19 protein-coding genes and 2 riboswitches are annotated in these 22,061 nt (G+C 40.8%); of the genes, 8 read left to right on the forward strand and 11 right to left on the reverse strand.

The window, feature by feature from the left end:
- Positions 1-42: 42 nt before the first annotated feature.
- The 5 genes from GPDM_RS00465 to mtnW all read right to left on the reverse strand — a co-directional run bounded on the left by GPDM_RS00465 (position 43) and on the right by mtnW (position 6,427).
- Positions 43-3,243 (reverse strand): hypothetical protein, encoded by a 3,201-nt coding sequence (locus GPDM_RS00465; RefSeq protein ID WP_008427838.1) that lies wholly within the window; start codon positions 3,241-3,243, stop codon positions 43-45.
- 141 nt (positions 3,244-3,384) lie between these two features.
- Positions 3,385-3,915, reverse strand: a complete 531-nt coding sequence (locus GPDM_RS00470; protein WP_008427839.1) for a 1,2-dihydroxy-3-keto-5-methylthiopentene dioxygenase — start codon at positions 3,913-3,915, stop codon at positions 3,385-3,387.
- A 15-nt stretch (positions 3,916-3,930) separates the two neighbouring features.
- Positions 3,931-4,545 carry a methylthioribulose 1-phosphate dehydratase gene (locus tag GPDM_RS00475; RefSeq protein ID WP_008427840.1) on the reverse strand — a complete coding sequence of 205 codons (615 nt, stop codon included), beginning with the start codon at positions 4,543-4,545 and terminating at the stop codon, positions 3,931-3,933.
- Positions 4,542-5,207, reverse strand: coding sequence for a 2-hydroxy-3-keto-5-methylthiopentenyl-1-phosphate phosphatase (locus GPDM_RS00480; protein ID WP_008427841.1), 666 nt, complete (start codon positions 5,205-5,207; stop codon positions 4,542-4,544). The genes GPDM_RS00475 and GPDM_RS00480 overlap by 4 nt, the downstream gene beginning before the upstream one ends.
- A complete protein-coding gene (gene mtnW, locus GPDM_RS00485) occupies positions 5,204-6,427 on the reverse strand; it encodes a 2,3-diketo-5-methylthiopentyl-1-phosphate enolase (protein ID WP_008427842.1) in 1,224 nt (407 codons plus the stop codon). Before mtnW ends, GPDM_RS00480 begins: the two co-directional genes overlap by 4 nt.
- A gap of 75 nt (positions 6,428-6,502) precedes the next feature.
- Positions 6,503-6,612, reverse strand: a riboswitch (SAM riboswitch).
- A 232-nt stretch (positions 6,613-6,844) separates the two neighbouring features.
- A riboswitch (SAM riboswitch) is annotated at positions 6,845-6,998 on the forward strand.
- A 78-nt stretch (positions 6,999-7,076) separates the two neighbouring features.
- Here mtnW and mtnK point away from each other — a divergent pair.
- The 5 genes from mtnK to GPDM_RS00510 all read left to right on the forward strand — a co-directional run bounded on the left by mtnK (position 7,077) and on the right by GPDM_RS00510 (position 12,985).
- Positions 7,077-8,267: an S-methyl-5-thioribose kinase gene (gene mtnK, locus GPDM_RS00490; RefSeq protein WP_008427843.1), complete on the forward strand. Its 1,191-nt coding sequence runs from the start codon at positions 7,077-7,079 to the stop codon at positions 8,265-8,267.
- A complete protein-coding gene (mtnA, locus tag GPDM_RS00495) occupies positions 8,264-9,325 on the forward strand; it encodes an S-methyl-5-thioribose-1-phosphate isomerase (RefSeq protein ID WP_008427844.1) in 1,062 nt (353 codons plus the stop codon). The genes mtnK and mtnA overlap by 4 nt, the downstream gene beginning before the upstream one ends.
- A complete protein-coding gene (locus tag GPDM_RS00500; RefSeq protein WP_008427845.1) occupies positions 9,322-10,404 on the forward strand; it encodes a sugar ABC transporter substrate-binding protein in 1,083 nt (360 codons plus the stop codon). Before mtnA ends, GPDM_RS00500 begins: the two co-directional genes overlap by 4 nt.
- Positions 10,405-10,467: 63 nt before the next feature.
- Positions 10,468-11,976, forward strand: a complete 1,509-nt coding sequence (locus GPDM_RS00505) for a sugar ABC transporter ATP-binding protein (protein WP_008427846.1) — start codon at positions 10,468-10,470, stop codon at positions 11,974-11,976.
- The gene (locus GPDM_RS00510; RefSeq protein ID WP_008427847.1) at positions 11,948-12,985 is read left to right on the forward strand and encodes an ABC transporter permease; all 1,038 of its coding nucleotides are present in this window, start codon (positions 11,948-11,950) and stop codon (positions 12,983-12,985) included. The genes GPDM_RS00505 and GPDM_RS00510 overlap by 29 nt, the downstream gene beginning before the upstream one ends.
- Before the next feature lie 416 nt (positions 12,986-13,401).
- Here GPDM_RS00510 and GPDM_RS00515 read toward each other — a convergent pair whose 3' ends face one another.
- A complete protein-coding gene (locus GPDM_RS00515) occupies positions 13,402-13,938 on the reverse strand; it encodes a dihydrofolate reductase family protein (RefSeq protein WP_008427848.1) in 537 nt (178 codons plus the stop codon).
- 230 nt (positions 13,939-14,168) lie between these two features.
- Between GPDM_RS00515 and GPDM_RS00520 the strand changes: the two genes are divergently transcribed.
- Positions 14,169-15,176 carry an EAL domain-containing protein gene (locus GPDM_RS00520; protein WP_008427849.1) on the forward strand — a complete coding sequence of 336 codons (1,008 nt, stop codon included), beginning with the start codon at positions 14,169-14,171 and terminating at the stop codon, positions 15,174-15,176.
- 67 nt (positions 15,177-15,243) lie between these two features.
- Complete coding sequence (locus GPDM_RS00525; protein ID WP_008427851.1) at positions 15,244-15,582, forward strand: potassium channel family protein; 339 nt, start codon at positions 15,244-15,246, stop codon at positions 15,580-15,582.
- Positions 15,583-15,620: 38 nt separating this feature from the next.
- Here GPDM_RS00525 and GPDM_RS00530 read toward each other — a convergent pair whose 3' ends face one another.
- From GPDM_RS00530 to GPDM_RS00545, 4 genes are all read right to left on the reverse strand, one after another.
- Positions 15,621-16,628 (reverse strand): FecCD family ABC transporter permease, encoded by a 1,008-nt coding sequence (locus GPDM_RS00530; protein ID WP_008427853.1) that lies wholly within the window; start codon positions 16,626-16,628, stop codon positions 15,621-15,623.
- Positions 16,625-17,623, reverse strand: a complete 999-nt coding sequence (locus GPDM_RS00535) for a FecCD family ABC transporter permease (protein ID WP_008427855.1) — start codon at positions 17,621-17,623, stop codon at positions 16,625-16,627. The genes GPDM_RS00530 and GPDM_RS00535 overlap by 4 nt, the downstream gene beginning before the upstream one ends.
- 90 nt (positions 17,624-17,713) lie before the next feature.
- Positions 17,714-18,628, reverse strand: a complete 915-nt coding sequence (locus GPDM_RS00540; protein ID WP_008427857.1) for an iron-hydroxamate ABC transporter substrate-binding protein — start codon at positions 18,626-18,628, stop codon at positions 17,714-17,716.
- A gap of 5 nt (positions 18,629-18,633) precedes the next feature.
- On the reverse strand, positions 18,634-19,425 hold the full coding sequence (locus tag GPDM_RS00545) for an ABC transporter ATP-binding protein (protein ID WP_008427859.1): 792 nt from the start codon (positions 19,423-19,425) through the stop codon (positions 18,634-18,636).
- 133 nt (positions 19,426-19,558) lie between these two features.
- Between GPDM_RS00545 and GPDM_RS00550 the strand changes: the two genes are divergently transcribed.
- Entirely contained in the window at positions 19,559-20,608 is a 1,050-nt protein-coding gene (locus GPDM_RS00550; protein ID WP_008427861.1) for an NAD(P)/FAD-dependent oxidoreductase, read from the forward strand.
- Between the two features lie 245 nt (positions 20,609-20,853).
- On the opposite strand, the gene GPDM_RS00555 is transcribed toward GPDM_RS00550, so the two are convergent.
- Positions 20,854-22,053 carry an MFS transporter gene (locus GPDM_RS00555; RefSeq protein ID WP_008427865.1) on the reverse strand — a complete coding sequence of 400 codons (1,200 nt, stop codon included), beginning with the start codon at positions 22,051-22,053 and terminating at the stop codon, positions 20,854-20,856.
- Positions 22,054-22,061 lie beyond the last annotated feature (8 nt).

The following is a 22,061-nucleotide window of genomic DNA, read 5'->3' on the forward strand; positions in this document are numbered from 1 at the left end:
AAGGATAATCCTTTTCTCCGTCAGTTTTTAATTTTTTACATATTATTCGGTTTCTCCAAACGTTTCTTGGAGAATGTAATAGGATTGTTTTAATCGTTCTTCAGACTGTGGCAATCCCCATGTTTCCCACGAATATTGAGCAACTTTCTTAGAATCAAAAGCCTCTACAACTTCTCCGTCTTTGCTTGTTAAGTTCGCCGCAATATCTATACCTTTGATTGTTTGAGAAGCTTCGATGCCATCTTTATAAAGGTCACCCGTAAATTCTCGTTTTGCTGGGTCTTTCGCATTTAACAACATCCATGGAATACGTATTTCCATAATGCCGGTCTTTTCATCGTAATAATAATCATTCAACGAATCGTAGTCTTCGTGTTCTGGATTGGCAATGCCAAATTGGAAAATACCTGTTTCATAAGAAGAAAACGGTAGGATTTCTCCGGTATCCGGACGCACAAATTCTTTATTCAGAGCCAATCGAACTGGATGGAATGTCGATTCAATGTTTTCTTCTGCTGGAATCATTTTCAAACGTTCATGATAATCATAGTAAAAGCTATCATAATCGCCCGCTACTTGCAGTTGTGCTTGTTCAAGATTTTCAATCTTTAGCTGAAAGTCAGCCAGAAATTCAGTTTCTTCTAAAGCATCGACGGCAATGCCTTTGTTATTCCGAATACTAAAATAAAGATTAAAATCTTTTTCAGTCCACCATTTTTTATTGGTAGGATTGAATTGGGCTTTGATGTAGACATATCGCTCATCTGAATCCATCGTAACGCTATTAAGTGCGCCAGATTCTTTTTCGTAAAGTGTTTTACCATCTTTCCAATCGTCTACGCCATCGACTTTCACTTTGTGACGATCGAAACTCAAGAGGCCAAATTGTTGTTCATTTGTTTGAGCATTAGACCAAAATGGTCGTTCGTTTGGATTGTCGTAGTCCATTGTATTCCATGTCCGTTTAAACCACTCATCTTGCCATGTAAAGACCATCCCACCTAGCATGCCTTCTTCAAGAATGTCCTCGTACATGTGACTGACGATTTCACCTTGCTCTTTTTCAGAGATAAACCCTTGGTTCCAACCAAATGGATTTTCATGAGTCATCCCGCGTGAGGCAGGGACTCCAAACTCCGCAATCAGAACCGGCATGTCGTGCGAGTCATTTAAATCTTTTAAATAGCCGGCGTAGTTATTAAATTCTCCGCGGTGATCAACGTACTCTGTATAGCGTTCTTCTAAATTTAAGAAATCAGGGTAATACGGATAGACGTGATACGAAGCAAACATGCCCACGGTATCTGCAATATCTTTTGTTTTAATATGATTTGGATCTACAGTAGCCATGTCTTCTTGAGCGCTTGGCTCTGCAGGCTGATCGATATTATCGGTTGTTACCCAGTTAGTAAAGCTTAAAGGACGCATACTTTCGTACGTATCGAGTTCATAAGAAGCGAGAAGGTCTAATTGCTGTGCTAACCAATTTTCCATCGGGTTGGCATTTTCCGTGTAGACATACTGGCCTTGGTAATCGCCAAGATTGGGATAATCCTGCACCATTTGATCGACCATAATAGGGAACCATTCGATACCAACCATCCAACCGATCACATAAGGTGAGATGTCTGTTTTATAGTTGCCATATGCATGTCCCGGCTGTTGTTCAACAACAGCATCGCCATGGACAACATCCACAATCTTTTTAACTTCTGCTTGAAAGCGTTCGGTAATTTCAGGATCAAAAGCATCTAAAGATTCTACTAAAGGTTCTTCATCAATCCAAACCCCGTGATACAAGTAAAGCGGTTCTTTAGCGGTAGCGTTATATGCTGCAAAAGCTTCATAAAAAGTAGGGGGGTGAAGTGTATAAACACGCACCGCATTTGCATTCATGTCACCAATTGCTTTAAACCAGCGGTCATATTCCGCACGTGTAATAGCGGCTTCACCAGGAAACGTTCCAGGTTTGGCCATGCCTAAGTTTACACCTTTAATAGTAAGAGGCTGCCATTTACCGTTTTCGTAAACTTCAAATGTTTGATCGTTTATACGAGAAGGATATGAAATGCCATTTTCGACAGCCAGCGTTTTTTGTGCTTTTTCAATAGGTGCTTTTTTGTCTTCGGCATTTGCCAAAATGGACTCCATCATTGGGATATACGTTTTCCAGTAAAAGCTCTTTTCAGCGTCTAATGATTCTGTAGACAGGAAAGAACGTAGTTTTGAGAAACCTGCAAAGCGGTAGAAATTCGGAACATCATTGATATCAACAAAATCCCCTGCAAAATAGTAAAGGTCGGCACCGTATTTCGATTGGTGGAACACTGCCGGGAAGTTCTGTGGAATGCCCGCTTTTTCCAACTTCTCTTTACCTGAATCCTGTAAGTCCCACTGGTAATCTGCAAGAACTTCCGTTTCTGGAGCAGCCAAATTAATGTCAAACCAATAATCGAAAGAAGGGCTCTCTGTCAAATCAAACTGAGCAATGCCTTGCTCAGTAAATGCAAGGTTAAGACCGTTGCTGCCAATTTCCTCAGCATCTTCAGAAAGCACAACAATTTCACCTGAATCGTCGTTAACTAACACAAATCCAGCACCCTCAAACTGCCATTGCTCACCATTTTTTTCGTAATTAGTAACAATCCACTGCGGAACGGCATCTGTAGAAGTTTGGAGCTCTTCAAAATAACGACCACTCCAACCGCTCCATTCAAGACCTAAAAACTTATTCATATCTTTAGATACTTCTGTAGAAGTCGGAGAAGCGAACGTGTTGAACTCCATGACTAAGTCTGTACCTTCAGACTGGACTTGCTGTTTAATCGCTTGCCACTCATCCATTTGAAGTCCGCCTGTGATCATAGATGAACTACCAGGTGTTTTTTCTTGAGTCTGCCACGGGAGATCTTCTTCGTAAACTCCATAAGAATCTGCCAAATAAATAAGGTCAGTTCCGGAATAATCTGTAGGTAATTCACGAATCGTATAACTTTCGTCTGTTTCATCTGGAACAAAACCGTAGTAATCGGTCGTAGCATTATAGGCCTGTTCTGTTTCAGAAACGTAGCGCTGATGATTTAAAAGCCATGTTAGACCTTTATGTTCCCTATAGCTTTCGGTGGGAACGGTTTTATCGATAATAGCGACATTAACTATTTTTTCTTCTTTTAAAAACCAAATTAAAATAGGGAGTGCAAGTAAAAGTATCACTCCACCAATAGACAAAATTATTTTTTTCATATGAACCGCTCATTTCTAATTTTAAAATATCACTCACAAGCCATTATAGCTTAAAAGACATTATAAATAGAAAGAAATTACCTTTTTTCTCAAAATAAAAAGACTCGATTTGGTCGAGTCTCTTCTTATTAGCTAGTCGATTTATACGGTGCTTTCTTCTTGATAAACAGGGACCCATCCTTCAGTTGTGACGAAAATACGAATGGCCACGACTTTCCGATCTTCAGCAAGAGTAAAGTAATGTGTGATGTTTTCAGGAACCGAAATGAGGTCGCCTGGCGTCAAATGAACTTCAAAGAAATTCTCATCTTTTCCTTGAATAATGAAAACCCCATGTCCGCTGACGATATAGCGTACTTCATCGTCTGTATGGATATGTTTGCGTTGGAAGTTTTTTAACAGCTCATCTAATTTAGGGTTAGAGTCTGATAAAGAAATAATATCCGCTGCCTGATAGCCTCGGCGTTCTGAGATATCACTGATTTCTGTTTGAAATGCTTGAAGAATTTCATCTTTATCGGTATCCGTCAAATCGAATTTTTCACGTAAATGCGCTGGTAATTTATCGATATCCCAATGCTCGTAAACAACCTCTTGTTGTTCCAAAAATGCAGCGACTTCGCTTTGCGCTTTAATCGTTTTTTCTGTTCCTTGAATTTTAATGATAGCCATGTTAATCTCCCTTTCTTACTTTAATTGTAGTTGTAAGGCCAATTGGTATTGAAACAAAAATTCACAAGCTTCAAGTAGTTTTTTCGCCTCAAAGCTATTTTTCCCCCAAACAGTAATTCCATGGTTACGGATTAGAACAGCTCCTTTATCTGCAGAAATAGTGGACTCAAACTCCCGCGTGAGTGTGGGAATATCTGCGTGATTTGCAATAATAGGAATTGTTAGGACCGCGTCTTCTTCCCACAACCCAAAAGCTTTAATCAGTTCCTGTCCTTGGAAGTCGATTTTTCCAGCGTCACCATATAATTCTGAAATGACATTATTAGCAACTGTATGGACGTGAAGGCTGCAACCGGCTTGGGTTTTTTTATAAATTGCACAATGCAATAAAGTTTCAGCAGAGGGTGTTAAAAATCTTTCGATAATAGGTTGTCCATTTCCATCCACTAGTAGAAAGTCTTCATCTGTACGTTTTTTCTTATCTTTGCCACTAGCAGTGACTAAGAATTCGAGTGGTTCATCAGCGACTTTAATAGCAAGATTTCCACTCGTCCCCATAAACCAATCGCGAACTGCTAGTTCATCTTTAACGTCCGCCAGTTCAAGCCATTTTTCATTCACTGCAATCATGACTTCACCCCTATATATTTATCCACTATAGCGATCACTTCGTGGAAAGTTTCGAATGGTTGATAATCGATTCTAGCATCTTTGCATTTTTCGGCCAGTAAATCTCTAGCGATGACAAAATCAGCTTCTTTAGCGGCTTCCCAGTCACTAATCGAATCTCCGATAACAATGCTGTTAGTGCCTTCGACTAAAAGTTCACGAATGATAGATGGTTTACAGCATCCACAGCCTTGACTCGTACAGATGTCATCACAGCCATGCGGAAACTCGATATTGATCAGATCTTTTGAAAAATCTGCGCTGTTGCAATAGATGTCGTCAAACGGACCGAAAGGGTCAAGAAGAGGATACACAAAAAAATCAATGCCACCGCTGACAATGTATAAAGAAAGTTCATGGTTTTTTACATAGGACACAAAATCACGAAAGCCTTCTCGTATTTCCGCTTGTTCGAGAACATATGAAATAATGTCATCTTTTTCTGCGACGGGAAGTAGTGAAAACATTTTCGCTACACCCTCACGTATAGTTATAGATTGGTCGAGAATTTGGTTTTTAATGGGCTCCCAACCAGGCGGATCGAATTTTTTCATGATGGCAATGATGTTATCGTTGGCTGTAATTGTGCCATCAAAATCGCAAAAAATAATTGGTTTGTTCAAGTTTTTGACCCCCATAACTCAAGTGCTGTTTGTAGTTGTTCGTGCTGTTTACTGGCATTTTGTAAGGTTTCTCCTTGCAGTACGGCATCAATCGCTTGTCTAAAAGCTTGTCCGCCGCCAACCGCTCCAGCTGGATGTCCGTGAACACCACCACCGGCATTAATCACACTATCGATGCCATAGTCAGCCATTAGCAATGGAACAAGTCCTGGGTGAATACCGGCTGATGGAACTGGAAAACTGCGTTTTAAGGGGCTTTCCTTAGTTAATTCTTCACCGAGTGACAGGGCAGAAGCTTTTTCCAATGCGACACTTCCGTAAGGAGATGGGAAAAGTGAGAAATCTGCGCCAGCATAACGGGTCAGTTTGCCAAGTGCCAGTGATGTGGCAAGTCCATAAAAAGCAGAAGAAGTAAAAGCACCGCTGAATGCGGGGTGTGCCATCAGAGGCAAAGCAATATCTTCGTCTTCAACGAGCTCTTGCATAACATCCAAGCCGTATGCGTGAACATTGAACAATAGCGCATCAGCACCTAGTTCGCGCGCTTTTTTGGCTTTTCCTCTCAGCTCAGAGGTTCGTCCTGAAAGGTTTACTGCATAAAGTGTACGGTGACCCGTTTCCTCATAAACCTGTTTTAATACTTCTTTGCCTGTAGTAATTCTCTTTTCAAATGGAGTCAGAGGGTTATCAAATAGAATTTCATCATCTTTAACGAGATCTACGCCGCCTAATGCTTGATGACGCAATTGAGTAGATAAGTACTCTAAGTCACGGCCGATGACGCCTTTGAATATGCTCATGAGAAGTGGTCGGTCAGTAACCCCAAGTGTATGGCGGATTTCTTCAATACCAAAGCGAGGTCCGGGAAAATGCTTCAATAAGTCATCGCTGAATTCCAGATCCAATAGCTTTACTTCACCATCCAAAGATAATTTTCCGAAAACGGTAGTTAAGATGGCCGGAAGGTCCGCTGAGAAATTTGCTGATGGATAAGCGATCGCAACTTCAGCTTTTATCAAACCTGGCTTTACTGGATGGGGATTTTCTTCAAATTCTTTTATGGAAATAACATTTCCTTTATGACGTTTTAATTGCTCTTGCTCAAGAAGTGGCAGGTTGGTCCAAGACCCGATTGTCAGTCCTAGCGCTATGCCTTCAGCTTTTTGCTCAAAAGATCCAGGATTTCCATATAATTGATAAATAGCAGTTAAAGTGCTCATTGAATTCACGCTCCTATGTAATGTTAAAAAATAAAAAACCTCTTCAAATAAGAAGAGGTTAAGGGCTTTAACAACTTCTTATTTCTCAGTCATTGTTTCTGACTGCAAGAATTAGCACCGTGTCCATTGCTGGACCGGTTGCCGGGTATCATAGGGCTTGTCCCTCCACCTGCTCTAAATAAGAAAGAATATGAAATTGGATAGCTTATTTTTATAAAGTGATTTAAGTAGTGATTATTCATGAGCGCACTCAGATTTCTTGAGATGCTGTCTAGAAGTAATTTTGATTATTTCACGTGTACAAGAGTCTGTCAACTCTATTGTTGCAAAATTGTTTTTATTTAAAAAATAGGATTGACAGTCAATTCTGAAACATGATAGGATTCTTTTCAGAACTTAATAGCGTGACTAGTAGTACTCTTATCAAGAGCTGGCAGAGGGATTTTGGCCCGATGACGCCCAGCAACCGACCGTAATACCGTTGTGAGACGGGGCGCTTTGGCGCCAGGATGAAATTCCTGCAAGGCACGGTGCTAATTCCATCAGAAATGTAATTTCTGAAAGATAAGAGGCATGGAATCTCTCTTATTCTGGCCTCTTTCTTTTAGAAAGAGGCTTTTTATATTGCAGAGAAAAAGGAGAGAAAACAATGACGCTTACTATTCCAACAACGTATAAAGGATTAACTGAAGCGACGGCAATTGCTTTAGCAAAGTCTGTCCATACCTTCGAGCCAACTGCCGAATTGAGTTGCCGAGAAATTGGAGACGGCAACTTGAATTATGTTTTCCAAATCGAAGATTCGAAAACAGGCAACCGTGTAATTATTAAGCAAGCACTGCCATATGCCAAAATCATTGGCGAAAGTTGGCCACTGACTTTAAAGCGTGCAACGATTGAAGCCAATGTTCTTAGAAAGCACGGGGAATTTGTGCCATCCTTGGTACCGGTCGTTTATGCGGCAGATGAAACATTGGCGATTACGGTGATGGAAGACTTGTCTCACCTTGTTATTGCACGAGAAGGGTTGATCAACGGACAAAATTTTCCTAAACTGTCGCAGGATATTGGAGAATACTTGGCGCAGACGTTGTTCCATACATCAGATTATGGTCTTCATCCTTTTGAAAAAAAACGTCTTGCTGCCGAGTTCACTAATCCAGAGCTTTGCAAGATCACAGAAGATCTTATTTTTACGGATCCATTTTTTGATCTTGAAACCAATAATTACGAATCACAGCTTCAATCAACTGCAGAAGCAATTTGGAAAGACCAGAAATTACAATTAGAAGTAGCTAAATTGAAAAAGAGCTTTTTAACTGAATCAGAAGCTTTGTTACACGGCGATCTTCACACAGGCAGTATTTTTGCCAATACAACTGAAACCAAAGTTATCGATCCAGAGTTTGGTTTTTATGGTCCAATTGGATTCGATGTTGGCTTATTCCTAGGCAATTTGATTTTCCAATGGATTACGCGTGAAGGTATTGAGCGTCAGGTGATTGCCTCACATATTGAGAAAACGTGGGAAGTTTTTGCTTTTTCGTTTAGTGATCTATGGAAAAGGGAGAGCGTTGAATCGTTTAGAGACACTCAAGGTTATTTAGAATTTGTTCTAGATAAAGTGTTAACAGATGCGGCAGGTTTTGCGGGCTGTGAATTGATTCGCCGAACGATTGGTTTAGCTCACGTGAAAGATTTAGACAGTATAGCGGAGACAGAAAAAAGAATTAACAGTAAAGAACAAGCGCTATCTATAGGGCGAGCATTGATCTTGCAGCGTCAACAAATTGACTCAATCACTGATTTTCTAAAGATTTTACAGGAGGTGCACAAATGAGCATTCCTTTATCTATCAAATGGAATGGTCAACAACTGACTATTCTAGACCAACAAAAACTACCACACCTTATCGAATACGTAACACTTGAAACTATAGAAGATGTTTACGAAGCCATCTTTTCATTAAAAGTTCGAGGTGCTCCAGCCATTGGCATCACAGCCGCCTATGGATTGGCTCTTGGAGCTCAGCGGCATGAAACGGTTTCACTGGGAGCTTTTCAGCAATACATAAAAAAAGATGTATCTTACTTAAACGCTTCAAGACCAACAGCCGTTAACCTAGCTTGGGCGCTGAATCGTCTCCAGGATAAAGTTAGTGAAGCAACTAATGTTGAGCAGGCAAAGCAACTATTGTTAGCAGAGGCCATTAAGATTCATGAAGAAGACGAAGCTTCTTGTCGACGTATCGGTGAGCATGCGTTGACGTTGTTAGAAGGGCGCACAAAAGTCATGACGATTTGTAATGCTGGTTCCATTGCGACTGCAAAATATGGCACAGCCCTGGCACCGTTTCATCTAGGCAGTGAACGCGGCCTTCATTTTGATGTCTATGCTTGCGAAACTCGTCCAGTTTATCAAGGTGCGCGTTTAACGGTATGGGAACTGCAACAATCAAACGTTGATGTGACCTTAATCACTGACAGCATGGCGGCACATACGATTAAAGCAAAAGGCATCGAAGCTATTATTGTCGGTGCAGACCGCATTGCCGCTAATGGGGACACCGCAAACAAAATTGGTACTTTTAATTTGGCTTTATTGGCCAAAGCTTTTAATATTCCTTTTTATGTTGCGGCGCCAGTTTCGACATTCGATTTGGAGATTGAAGACGGGACGGCAATTCCGATTGAAGAGCGCAACCCGGAGGAAATTACTCATATGAATGGACGGCCGATTGCGCCACTTGGCACAAAAGTATTTAATCCCGCATTTGATGTGACACCGTCGCAGCTGATTACCGCAATTATTACCGAAAAAGGCATTATTACCGCCGACTACCAAAAAAATATCTCTAGGTTGCTTGCCGCATCTATAAGAAAAGGAGAAAAAATATGAAAAAACAATCGTTCTGGCTACTTGTCACTTTATTATTAATCGGTATTGTATTGGGTGCTTGTCAACCTAAAGGAGAGGTTACAGAAGAAAAAACTTCTTTAGAAACAGAAGCAAAAACCTCAGCTCATCCGCTTGCAGGTAAAGAAATTGCTTTAATCATGCAGATCAACCTCGGTACTTTTTCTGCACAATACATAGCAGGTGTTGAAGAGCAAATTAAAAATTTCGGAGGCAAAGTGACGGTTTTCACTTCTGAAGGAGATTTGGCAAAAATGGCTTCTAACTTAGATGCTGCGATTAACCAAGGCGTCGATGGTATTTTAATTGATCACGGCACAAAAGAAGCGTTAAACCAAGGTGTGGAAAAAGCGCTAGAAAAAGGGATTTCAGTTGTGGCATTTGATGCAGGGATTGATATGGACGGCGTCGTTTCTTTGGAACAAGGCGATCAACAAATGGCACAGATGACTTTGGAAAAATTAGCACAAGACAATGAGGGCAAAGCCAATATCGTCAAAATTTGGACTGCTGGTTTTGCACCGATGGAAAGACGTCAAATAGCATATGAAAAATTCTTGGCAGATAACCCGAATATCCAAGAAGTCACAGCATTTGGATCTGCAACTAGCAATACGGCATTGGATACGCAGTCACAAATGGAAGCAATATTGAAGCAATATCCAAATGAAGGAGAAATTACAGCAGTATGGGCTTCATGGGACGAATTTGCTAAAGGCGCTGTTCGTGCTATCGAACAGGCTGGTCGGACAGATATTAAAGTTTATGGAATCGATATGAGTGATGAGGATCTTCAGTTAATGCAAAAAGAAAACAGCCCTTGGCTAGCTTCTGCAGCGGTTGACCCAACAGATATTGGGCGCATTCAAGTGCGCTATTTATACCAATTGCTAAATGGAGAACAGCCGGAAGAAAAAGTAATTCTAGAACCTATATTTATTGAGGCACAGAATTTACCGGAAGAAGCGGTGACAACCGATAAACTGAGCGACTATATAGAAGGTTGGGGGTCAAGTGACCAAGGTTATACAGATGATTTGCGTGAATTAGAAGGACAATAATTTTTATCAAATTGAGCTGTCCTGAAAAGTAGGACAGCTTTTTTACCAGAAAGGAGCATTGTTATGGCGGAACCTTTACTTTCGATGTCGGCGATTGGAAAAAAATTCGGTACAGTGACAGCGTTGCAAAATGCAGAGTTCCACTTAAAAAAAGGTGAAGTTCATGCCATTCTAGGCGTCAATGGTGCGGGCAAAAGCACATTGATTAAAATCCTGTCCGGTGTTTATCAACAAGATAACGGAACTATCTATTTGGATGGTTCTCTTGTTCAACTAGCCACGCCAAAGTCAGCTAAAGAAAAAGGGATTTATTGTGTCTATCAGGAAGTAGACACTGCAATTGTGTCGGACTTAACGGTAGCAGAAAACATCTTGCTCGATACATTTGCCAACAAGGGTAAGTTGTTTATCTCAAGACAAAAACTCAACGACAAAGCTCGAATGATCTTACATGAGTTGCAAGTAGAACATATTAATGTGCAACAAAAAGCGATGCACCTAACTTTAGCGGAAAAACAGATGGTGTTAATTGCAAGAGCATTGGTCCATTCAGCAAAAATCATCATCTTTGATGAACCTACAGCTCCTTTATCAATTCATGAATCGGAAAAATTGTATGCCGTTATCTCGAAACTAAAACGAAAAGGCGTTGGATGTGTCTTTATTTCGCATCGGTTGCCAGAAGTGTTTGAAATTAGTGACCGGATTACCGTGATGCGTGAAGGAGCCTGGGTTGAAACTTATGCTACAGTCGCTGCCGATCAAAGTCAGGTGATAGAAGCAATGCTTGGTGAGGCACTGAGCCATGAATTGGAACCAAGCACGCACTTTCAAGGTGCACCTTTTCTGCAAGTGGAAAATTTATCGGATGGTGACAAACTTAAAAACTTGTCGCTTACGGTTTCATCAGGCGAAGTGGTTGGTGTGGTCGGTCTCGTCGGTGCCGGAAAAACGGAACTTGCAAAAGCTTTATTTGGAGCAACTCCTCTTACGTCAGGCACGATAAAGCTTGAAGGCAAGGTGACCAAAATCAAGCACCCAGCTGACGCCATCAAAGCAGGAATGGCATTAATTCCTGAAGAACGGAGAAAAGAAGGGTTATTTGTTCAGGAATCACTGGAGATTAACGCCACATTTCCAAACTTGAAAAAATTCTCTAAAGGTTTGTTCATAAACCGTAAAGCTGAAAAAAGGTATGCAAATGAGATTATTGAACGTTTGCGCGTTAAAACTAGCAGTACTGACACTGCGCTTCTTCATCTAAGTGGTGGAAACCAGCAGAAAGTAGCAATTGGTAAATGGATTTCGCTCGATTCTGCTTTGTATCTATTTGATGAACCGACTAAAGGTGTGGATATTGGAGCGAAAGTGGATATTTTTAAATTGATCCGTCAATTGACGGAAAAAGGCAAAGGGTGTTTGTATTTTTCTAGTGAAATTCATGAAGCGATCGGAATTTCTGATCGTATTCTCATTATGCACAATGGTCAAATCGTGAAGGAATTGTCACGGCAAGAAGCGACCCAAGAAAGGATTTTGTTGTATGCAAGTGGTGGAAAAGAACAATTTTGAGAAAAACAAGAGCTCAGTAAAAAACAATGCGGTTCAGTTTCTATTCAAATATGGCGCAATTGCTTTGCTGGTGTTTATCATTTTTTATTTTAGTACAATCAGTGATGCCTTTTTTACATATGATAATTTCACGGACATTTTACGCTCGATTTCCATTGTGACATTATTAGCTTTAGGCGTGACGTTCACGCTTGTAGTAGGTGGCTTTGATCTGTCAGTGGGTTCGACAATGTCATTTTCAACCGTCGTTTCTGCATCATTAATGGTGTGGTACGACATGCCGTTGTGGCTTGTTCTTATTCTGCCATTATTAATTGGAGTTTTAGTTGGTCTATTTAACAGCTTTCTCATTGTGATTATTGGCATTCCAGACTTGCTCGCAACTTTGAGCGTGATGTATATCGTAGCTGGTTTGCACCGAACTTATACGGAAGGCTACTCAATCTATAATAATATGCCTCTAACTTCAGGGAGCACCGCGCCTGGTCAATTGTCGGACGCCTTTCTTTGGATTGGCCAAGGACAATTAATGGGCCTGCCAGTTCCTGTTTGGATTATGCTAGTGATGGTTACGGCATCTTATATCGTACTGCACCACACTCGTTGGGGACGAATTCTTTATATGACGGGTGGGAATGCTGAAGCTGCTACGTTGTCAGGAGTTAACGTTAAAAAAGTGAAATTTACAGCTTATGTGGTATCTGGTATCTTTGCATCAATGGCCGGTATCCTCTTTACGGCACGTGTAGGTTCGGGACAAATTGATGCGGGAGCTCCCTTAATGATGGAGGCGGTGGCGGCTGTCTTCGTGGGATATTCAGTTTTAGGAGCAGGTAAGCCAAATGCTTTAGGTACATTTTTCGGTGCAGCAGTTATTGGGATTTTGTTGAACGGACTGACGATACAGAACCTTCCCTATTATGCTTTCGATATTATTAAAGGAAGTGTATTAGTCGCTGCCTTAGCTGTTACTTATATTTATGCTAAAAAGAAACTCAACAGAACATAATTTCTACAAAAAAAGGCTCCTTATATAGGAGCCTCAGCTTGTAGACAAAAGAATACTTACTCATTTTTTTGTATGCAGATGGGATTCTCCGCCCCCAGTGGACGCTTTCCACGGACTCCGCGCTGAGCCTCCTCGTCGCAAGCTCCTGCGGGGTCTCATCACTTCGTTTTTCCGCTGGAGTCGCCACTGGCTGCTCCGAATCCTTTAGTGAGTAGAAAAAATCTTTCCATAAGTTACTTTTAATATGAAGCGTCTTAAAGGATCTCACTTTATTTGTAGCAAGAAGCCTTCAACTGGGCTGGTCCACGGAAAGCGAAGTGGCCAGCCCAGTTGAAGAGTATGCATCACTATTCAGTTTAATAAGACTTTGTCTACAGTCTGAAGGCTCCTTATATAGGAGCCTTTTTAATATCGACTTATTTATCCGGTGCATAACTAGCAATCAAAACACCTGAATCGGTTGAACGAACATTTTGTAGGTTGAACATTTTCTGATCGGCATTTTCCTTGAATAACCGTTTTCCTTCACCCAATACAAGTGGGAATGTCATTAAATGAAGTTCATCAATCAAATCATGTCTTAGCAAGGTTTCGATAAGTTCGGCACTTCCATAGACCAATAATCGTTGACCGGTTTTTTTAAGTTTAGCCACTTCTTGGGCTACGTTGCTCGTGATTAGACGTGCGTTCCATTCTGTACGCTTTAAGCTTGTCGAAACAACATACTTTGGTAATTTGTTGATTCGTTCAGCAAAGCCTTCTTCATCTTCTGCAGAAGGCCAAGCGGCGGCAAACCCTTCATAAGTTACGCGTCCAAGCAACAAGGCATCACTGCTAAACAGCAGATCCAATTGAAATTTAGCAATTTCGTCATCCCAGTAAGGTGCTGTCCAAGACGGTTCTTCCATAACCCCATCAAGTGTTAAATACATAGCCACAATAATTTTTCCCATAATCATTCTCCTTTGTGAATGAATTAATAGCGGGCGGTTCTTGAAGCATGATAGTTAGGTTGTCTATAGCTTTAATTCGATTTCAATTAGAAAACTCCTTTAAAGTTCTTTTGGAAATTAGCAGCTGTTTAAATAATAAAAAAGAATAAATTTACTTTTTTATAAAAAATAACAGTTTTTAGTATTTTTCAAGTAAACTATAACTACTGTATAAATAGGAGTGATAAATAATGCAATGCAATAGCTGCACAGTTGCAGCCATCAAATTTGAAATTAAGCTAGAAGGACAAACAAATCTTTCGGCGTTGCCAATGGTCATAGAGCACTTGAAAAGAAGAGAAATTGATGTTGTTTTAAAAGGCAACAAGCTGCAAATAGATGAAAAAGGTGCAAGAGAATTCCTCGATTTTTGCAATGATTTACTAGTGATGGAGACTGCTACTTTTCGTATTAACCAGGAAGCTTGGCAGCCACTACAAGAGATGTCAAAAGTTTTCGCTATGGAATGGATCGATGCCGTCATTAAAGAGGAGCGGATTGTTTGTCACTATCAACCGATTGTAGACGGCGATGAAAATATTTATGCGTTTGAAATGCTAGCGCGTTTCCAAAACGAAGATGGTTCAATGATTTATCCAAATGAAATTTTTCCTGCGGCAAAAACACGTGGTCGTTTATATGCACTCGACCGGGTTTGCAGGATGACTGCGGTGAAATATGCAGCCGCATTAAATGGAACAAAAGCGTTTATCAACTTTATCCCGACCTCGATTTATTCACCCGAATTTTGTTTGCGGTCGACCATCGCATTGTCTGAGAAATTAGGGGTAAACCCAAATTCGTTAGTGTTTGAGGTAGTGGAAACTGAAAAAGTAGACGACATCGATCACTTAAAGAAAATTCTCAGTTATTATAAATCGAGAGGCTTTGACTACGCATTAGACGATGTTGGCGAAGGGTATAGCACGATTGAATTATTGGCTGATTTAAAGCCTAAGTATATGAAACTCGACATGCAATTTGTTCAAGGCGTTGCAACGGATACCAAAAAACAAGAAATCGCCAAAAAGTTTCTGGAAAAAGCTCAAGAAATTGGCTCGATTCCATTAGCAGAAGGTATAGAAACACGTCAAGATTTTGATTGGCTAAAGCAGCTCGGTTATCAATTATTCCAAGGGTATTATTTTGGAAAACCAGCAGCAACGCCTATAACTGTAGTTCAAACCCCAACAACTTAACTAGTTGTTGGGGTTTTTTATCAAAGTATTTATACTGAGAGAATAAATAAAAAGAAGAGGCGATAAAATGATATCCTTTATTTTGACATTAAGACGCATGCTAAAAGCCTTTTTTCAACTGATTAAGGATAAAGAATTCCAAGTATTGCTTGGATTAACGGCAGTGATTTTGTTATCGGGCACGATTTTTTATTCGACAGTAGAAGGCTTTACCGTAGTGGACGCATTGTATTTTAGTGTCGCAACATTAACAACTGTTGGGTCAGCAACTCTAGAACCAGCAACTGATTTCGGTAAAATTTTCACCATCTTATATATGATTACAGGTATTGGCGTTATGTTGAGTTTAATCTTGAAAGTATCTGTGCAAATGCAAAACAAAAAGAAACAAACGGATTTAAAATAAACAGCCGGGATTCTTCGACTATGAAGAATCCCGGCTGTTTATTTTCTCAACAACAAATAGATGAAGTAAGGCGCACCGATTAACGCGGCCATAATGCCTGCTGGAATACCTGAAGGCTCGAGTAAGTTTCGTCCGATTGTGTCTGCTAGTAACAATAGCCAACCACCTATCAAAATCGCAAGTGGTAAAAACAATTGATGTCGCGGTCCAACGATGGCTTTGGCGATATGCGGGGCCATTAGCCCGATAAACGCGATTCCACCAGTAACAGAAACCGCAGAAGCGGCTAAAGCGACAGCTGCCAGTAGCAACACAAGTCGTTCTTTTTCAATAGAAACACCAATCCCGACAGCGACAGGATCGCTCAGCCCAAGAACGTTCATGCGGTTTGCTTTATATAACGTAAACGGGATTAATACCAATAACCACGGAAGAATAGCAATGATAAATGGCCAATCCGCTCCCCAAATACTACCTGCTAACCAATTGGCGATAAAATCAACTTTTTCTGGTTCAGCAGAAGAAATGAGCACAATCATAACACCAGAAAGTGCCATCGAAAAGCCGATTCCGACGAGAACTAATCGAACAGGTTGTAGCCCTGTGCTTCGAGAATAAGAAAAAGCATAAATTAATATAGCCGTTAAAAGTGCACCACCAAAAGCGACAATCGGTAGCAAGTAAGCAAAAGCCCCAACTTCAACTGGGATAAATAAGAAGAACACCGCAATGGCAACACCAGCTCCAGAATTGATCCCAATGATTCCAGGGTCTGCCAAGTCGTTACGCGTCACACTTTGTAAAATAGCGCCAGATAAAGCGAGTGCCATTCCGGCTAGTAAGGTAATTAAAATTCGCGGCAAGCGAATTGAAAACAAAATAAATTCTTCTTTAAATGTTCCTTGTCCCAATATAGCAGGCATTAACCGATCATAAGAAATAGGTGAATAACCTAAGCCCATACTGAGCATAGCTGTTAGTAAAATCAGTGCCAGCAAACCATAATACGAAATTCGTTGCTTTTTGCGTAAACTAGGATGAATCATGCGAATGCTTTGCCTCCTTTACGAACGATGATTAGGAAGAACGGCAAACCGAGAATTGCAATGATTGCGGCGACTGGAGTTTCAAAAGGCGCGTTGATTGTCCGGCCAATTAAATCGGCGAGCAACATAAAAATCGCTCCAGCTACGGCAGACATCGGAATGATAAAGCGGTAATCGGTTCCAACAATCGCACGAACGATATGGGGAATCATCAACCCGATAAATGCCATATTGCCAGCTAGTGCCACAGCAGCACCTGCAAGAAGAGTAATGACGATAAAAAGAATCGCTTTAATTTGCGCCGTTTTTTGTCCTAAGCCAATTGCAGCTTCTTCACTTAAACTTAAAATAGTTAATTGCCGTGCTAACACGAAGGCCACGAGTAACGACACAGCGATAAAAGGAACCACTACTTGTAGTTGTCCCCAAGAAGTGCCGATCAATCCACCCGCGGTCCATTGTGAAACGTTTTTTGAGATATTAAAGTAAAGACCAATACCTTCAGCAATCGCCGTTAAAAATGCCGATATCGCGGCCCCAGCGAGCACAATGCGAAACGGTGAAAATCCACCTTTTTTAGCGGCGCCAATCCCAAACACTAACGCAGCACCCACCGCGGCACCGATAAAACAAGCGATCATAATACCGAAATAATTTGCCGCCGGAACAAACGCTAAAGTAAACGCAAGCGCGGCATTAGCCCCAGCTGTTAAACCGAGAAGCCCCGGGTCAGCCAGTGGGTTGCGCGTCATGCCTTGCATCATCGCACCGGATACAGCAAGTGCAGCACCTACAAAAATGGCCGCGACTTCACGTGGCAATCGAATTTCGCGAATCACACCAATATGATCGCTAGAAGAAGTCGAAAACAAAGCGAGTCCGACTTCTTTTAAACTGATATCCGCCGCACCGAAAATTAAAGAAATCATCAAGGTCAGTGCGAGTAAGACAAAACTCAAAGTTAATTTAATTGGAAAGGGAATTTTAGGTGTCATTAGTCATCATCTTTTCCTAAGAATAAAAGAGAGATTCTTTAACAGAATCCCTCTTTTTTTGTTATATAAATTGGACTCGCTAGTATTGCCTCACTCACCTAAAAAGTTTTCGATAAAGAAATCCAATTGGTATTCGAGTGTGAGGGGGTCGTTAAAGTAAAATTCTTTGGCGTTGGCTTCAAAAATTTGTCCGCTTTTGGCAGCCGGAGTGTTTTTGTAAACATCTGTTTCTTGGAAGGAGTTATCTTGCGTGCTGTCTTTACTAAAGATAACGTAATCACCCATGTATTCCGGTAATACTTCTTGAGACAACATGTAATAGCCGTCTGCTAACGCCATTTCTTCTACTTTTTCAGGCATTTTTAATTTCATTTCTTGGTAGAGAATTTCGGTTCCGCGTCCCCAGTTATCTCCGAAAACGTATAATTGCTTATCGAAGTTCTCAATAACCGAAACAGTGGTATCTTGTCCGATTTTCGCACGAATGTCTTCTCCAGCTTGTTGCGAACGTTCTTGGAAATCGGTAATCCACTCTTGCGCTTGCTGTTCTTTGTTCAGTAATTTCCCGATTTCAAGATGTTGTTCCAAATAGCTTAAATTGCCGTATGTAAATGTCACAGTTGGAGCGATTTTATTTAATTTGTCAATATTATTGATAGTGGACCCACCAATAATCAAGTCTGGACCTAATTCAATAATTTTTTCAAGGTCTGTGTCGGCTACTTCTTCTACATCTTTTAGTTGCTCTTCAAAGCGAGGATTCATTTTTGACCAAGAATCGACACCGACTAATGGAACGTCTAGAGACATTACGTCTCCGCTATATGTAGATAAAACAATAACGCGCTGTGGATCAGCTGGAACTTCTACAGGACCATTTTCAGATTCATAAGTAATCGTGTCAGAGCTGGTGTCGCTCGTTTCTTTTGCAGCAGTATCAGAATTACAAGCACTAAGAAGAAGTAGTAAAGAAAATAAAGTGAAAGGTAAAAATAGTTTTTTCATATGGGTTAAACTCCTTTGATTAAGTTATAAGTTGTACACATCGGTTTTTGCGTTCGCGGATCAAGCCCGATTTCTGCATCAATTCGAAAAACTTCTTTCAGAACGGGTTGCGTAATTACGTCATGGCAATTGCCGGCTTTAACGATTTTGCCGTCTTTCATCGCAATAATATGGTCTGCAAAACGAGCGGCTTGGTTTAAATCGTGAAGCACCATAATGATGGTTCGTTCTTGCTCTTTGTTAAGTTGTTGCAAAAGCTCCAATATTTCTAGCTGATGCGCCATGTCCAGGTACGTTGTAGGCTCATCTAAAAAAATCATTTCAGTTTCTTGTGCAAGTGCCATTGCAATCCATACACGTTGGCGTTGACCACCAGATAACGCATCGACCGGATGGTATTTAAAAAATTGTGTACCGGTAACATCGAGTGCCCAATTGATGATGTCATAATCTCTTTTAGACAGACGGCCAAATCCTTTTTGGTAAGGAAAACGACCGTAAGAAACGAGTTCACCAACTGTAAGTCCGGCAGCACTATCAGGTGTTTGCGGAAGAATTGCCATTTTCTTTGCGAGTGATTTTGTGTGTTCTTGTGCAATATTGCCGCCATCTAAAACCACTGTTCCGGATTGATGCGGAATCACACGAGTCATTGCTTTTAAAAGTGTAGATTTTCCACAGCCATTCGAACCGATGATTGTCGTAATCTTTTTATCCGGAATTTCAACAGACAAATCCTTCACAATCAAGCGATCTCCGTAGCTAATATTTAGCTCCTCGGTGAATAAGCGCACCATTTCCAAATCCTCCTTTGCAATATTTAATGTATTTTTCATTGATAATGATTATCATTTTCAGTACAATACACACTATAAGACTAATTTTTAAGCTTGTCAATACAGAATCTGATAGGACAGGAGTGAGGTATAGATGGGGAAAAGTGTGCTTTTTGATGTAACAATTATCGGTGGGGGACCTGCAGGTTTGTACTCTGCGTTCTATAGTGGCTTACGAGAAATGAAAACAAAGATTATTGAATTTCAACCGCAATTGGGTGGAAAGATTCATGTTTATCCAGAAAAAATGATTTGGGATGTTGGAGGACAGCCTCCGATGCAAGGTGCTAAATTGATTGATCAGCTAGTAGCACAAGGACTGACATTTCAGCCAGAAGTGGTATTGAATGAAAAAATAGAAGCGATTGCCAAAAACGAAGAGGGACTTTTTGAATTGAAAGGTTCTTCAGGAGAGGTGCATTTGTCGAAAACAGTTATTGTGGCAGTAGGAGGCGGTATTTTGAACCCTCAAAAGCTACAAATCGAAGGAGCAGAACGTTTTGAAGTATCCAATTTAAATTACACCGTAAAATCTTTAGAACGCTTTAAAAACAAAACCGTGCTCATCTCTGGAGGAGGCAACTCAGCAATCGATTGGGCGAACGAGCTCGAGCCTATTGCTAAGCAAGTGTACATTACGTACCGTAAACCAGAACTCGCAGGGCACGAAGCACAAGTAACGCAGTTGATGAACGGATCAGCAATTTGCTGTTTGGAGACCAACATTACGCGCCTGATTGCATCGGACGACCGGGATGCTATTGAATTTGTTGAGCTAACTCATCAAGGAACAGGAGAAACTCAAATTCTCTCCATTGATGAAATGATCATCAATCATGGCTATGAACGAGATATTAGTTTGCTAGGTAACAGTCCTTTAAACATCGACATCGCCGACGACTATTACATTGCAGGAACACCAAGCAGTGAATCTTCTGTTGAAGGTCTGTTTGCAGCCGGTGATATTTTACAGCACGAGGCGAAACTGAATTTAATTGCGGGAACATTCCAAGATGCTGCTAACGCCGTCAATAAAGCCAAACAGTGGATTCAGCCAGACGCGCGTAAAGTTGCCATGGTGTCTTCGCACAACGAAGTGTTTAAAAAGCGTAACAAAGAGTTGGTCAAACAACTGTTTGTGTGAGAGAAAGGTACATCCATTTAAAATCTTTAAACGCACCTTTATTTGTAAAAAATGTATGGTAAAGTGTGGTAAAAGGGGGATGTGCCATGGGGTGGATGATCATAATAGTCATAGCGTATTTGCCAATTTTTTATCGAATTCATAAACGCCTAAATTTTCTTGAGAGTGAAGTAGCTAGGTTGAAAAAAGAGCAGTAAAATAGGAAAACGCCTAACCTAAAGGTTAAGCGTTTTTTTGCGGAGCAGTTATTTATAACCCAACGCAACTGCATTTGCGCGTTCTTTTTTGCCATGTAATACATAATAAAGAATAGAAGTAGCAAGTACAACAAAGCCTAAAATTCCATAAAGTGAAGAATAACCGATTAGTGGAATGATAAAACCAAGCAGGTAAGGTCCAAAACCTAATCCTGCATCCATCGCGATGAAAAATGTCGATGTCGCAAGTCCCATTCGGTGAGTCGGCGTTAACTTTATGGCTACAGCTTGAGTCGTCGACTGCATATTGCCGAATCCAAATCCAATTAATGCGCCTGCGACCAATAAGCCGGCACTACTGCTAGATACATTCAACAAAAACAATCCTGCTGCAAAAAGCACAAATGCTGGGTACATAATAAAGTTGGCGCCTTTTAAATCCATCAGTCGTCCTGTAAATGGACGAGATAGTAAAATGGCAATTGCATAAACCAAGAAAAAGTAACTAGCAGCTTGCACAAGGTTTTCTTCATTTGCATAAAAGTTAATAAACGACAGAACACTCGAATAACAAAGTGCGACAACTAAACAAATAATGGCGATGGGCACGGCTTTGGGCTCAATAAATCCTGAGACCTTGAACCCTTTCGTAACGTGAGTTGTCGGAGGTGCTTCTACTGGCGGTACATAGACTAACAAAGAGACGATTAAGCTGACTACACCAAGAACTAAACAAACAGTAAAGATCATTTCATAACTGCTGTACTGACTCAACATCAAGCCAATAAACGGGCCAAAAGCTGCTGCCAAAGTCGAACTCATACTAAAATAGCCGATGCCTTCACCTTTACGGGTCATGGGGATAATTTGCGCCACAATGGTTCCTGCAGCAGTGCTGGCCATCCCTAAAGTCATGCCATGAAGAAAACGATTAGCCATTAAAAACGGCAGTCCCAAATTCAAGAAGTAGAAAAACGTCGTTAACGTAAATAAGGTCGTACCAACGATCATCGTTCTTTTACGACCTATTTTATCAATGCTACGGCCGATGAAAATTCGGCCAGTTAAGGCGCCTAAGATGAATATTCCTGTAACCAATCCGGCTTCACTTGTTGAAGCGCCGTATTCTGTTACTGCGTAAACGGCGATGGTCACCATTAGCAAGTAAAAAATGAGGACCAAAAAGAAATTTACCAATGAAGTCAGGATAAAATCTCTTGTCCATAAAGCAGGTTTAAATTTGTTCATAATGAGAG

It is taken from the genome of Planococcus donghaensis MPA1U2 (genome assembly GCF_000189395.1).
GTDB classification, from domain to species: domain Bacteria; phylum Bacillota; class Bacilli; order Bacillales_A; family Planococcaceae; genus Planococcus; species Planococcus donghaensis_B.

What these genes read in the sequence shown, in the direction of transcription:
- GPDM_RS00550 (WP_008427861.1), top strand. Translation starts at nt 19,559, where the DNA reads ATGGGGAAAAGTGTGCTTTTTGATGTAACAATTATCGGTGGGGGACCT.
- GPDM_RS00500 (WP_008427845.1), top strand. Translation starts at nt 9,322, where the DNA reads ATGAAAAAACAATCGTTCTGGCTACTTGTCACTTTATTATTAATCGGT.
- GPDM_RS00540 (WP_008427857.1), bottom strand. Translation starts at nt 18,628, where the DNA reads ATGAAAAAACTATTTTTACCTTTCACTTTATTTTCTTTACTACTTCTT.
- GPDM_RS00475 (WP_008427840.1), bottom strand. Translation starts at nt 4,545, where the DNA reads ATGATTGCAGTGAATGAAAAATGGCTTGAACTGGCGGACGTTAAAGAT.
- GPDM_RS00530 (WP_008427853.1), bottom strand. Translation starts at nt 16,628, where the DNA reads ATGATTCATCCTAGTTTACGCAAAAAGCAACGAATTTCGTATTATGGT.
- GPDM_RS00470 (WP_008427839.1), bottom strand. Translation starts at nt 3,915, where the DNA reads ATGGCTATCATTAAAATTCAAGGAACAGAAAAAACGATTAAAGCGCAA.
- GPDM_RS00545 (WP_008427859.1), bottom strand. Translation starts at nt 19,425, where the DNA reads ATGGTGCGCTTATTCACCGAGGAGCTAAATATTAGCTACGGAGATCGC.
- GPDM_RS00520 (WP_008427849.1), top strand. Translation starts at nt 14,169, where the DNA reads ATGCAATGCAATAGCTGCACAGTTGCAGCCATCAAATTTGAAATTAAG.
- GPDM_RS00535 (WP_008427855.1), bottom strand. Translation starts at nt 17,623, where the DNA reads ATGACACCTAAAATTCCCTTTCCAATTAAATTAACTTTGAGTTTTGTC.
- GPDM_RS00555 (WP_008427865.1), bottom strand. Translation starts at nt 22,053, where the DNA reads ATGAACAAATTTAAACCTGCTTTATGGACAAGAGATTTTATCCTGACT.
- GPDM_RS00510 (WP_008427847.1), top strand. Translation starts at nt 11,948, where the DNA reads ATGCAAGTGGTGGAAAAGAACAATTTTGAGAAAAACAAGAGCTCAGTA.
- mtnK (WP_008427843.1), top strand. Translation starts at nt 7,077, where the DNA reads ATGACGCTTACTATTCCAACAACGTATAAAGGATTAACTGAAGCGACG.
- GPDM_RS00505 (WP_008427846.1), top strand. Translation starts at nt 10,468, where the DNA reads ATGGCGGAACCTTTACTTTCGATGTCGGCGATTGGAAAAAAATTCGGT.
- GPDM_RS00465 (WP_008427838.1), bottom strand. Translation starts at nt 3,243, where the DNA reads ATGAAAAAAATAATTTTGTCTATTGGTGGAGTGATACTTTTACTTGCA.
- GPDM_RS00515 (WP_008427848.1), bottom strand. Translation starts at nt 13,938, where the DNA reads ATGGGAAAAATTATTGTGGCTATGTATTTAACACTTGATGGGGTTATG.
- mtnA (WP_008427844.1), top strand. Translation starts at nt 8,264, where the DNA reads ATGAGCATTCCTTTATCTATCAAATGGAATGGTCAACAACTGACTATT.
- mtnW (WP_008427842.1), bottom strand. Translation starts at nt 6,427, where the DNA reads ATGAGCACTTTAACTGCTATTTATCAATTATATGGAAATCCTGGATCT.
- GPDM_RS00525 (WP_008427851.1), top strand. Translation starts at nt 15,244, where the DNA reads ATGATATCCTTTATTTTGACATTAAGACGCATGCTAAAAGCCTTTTTT.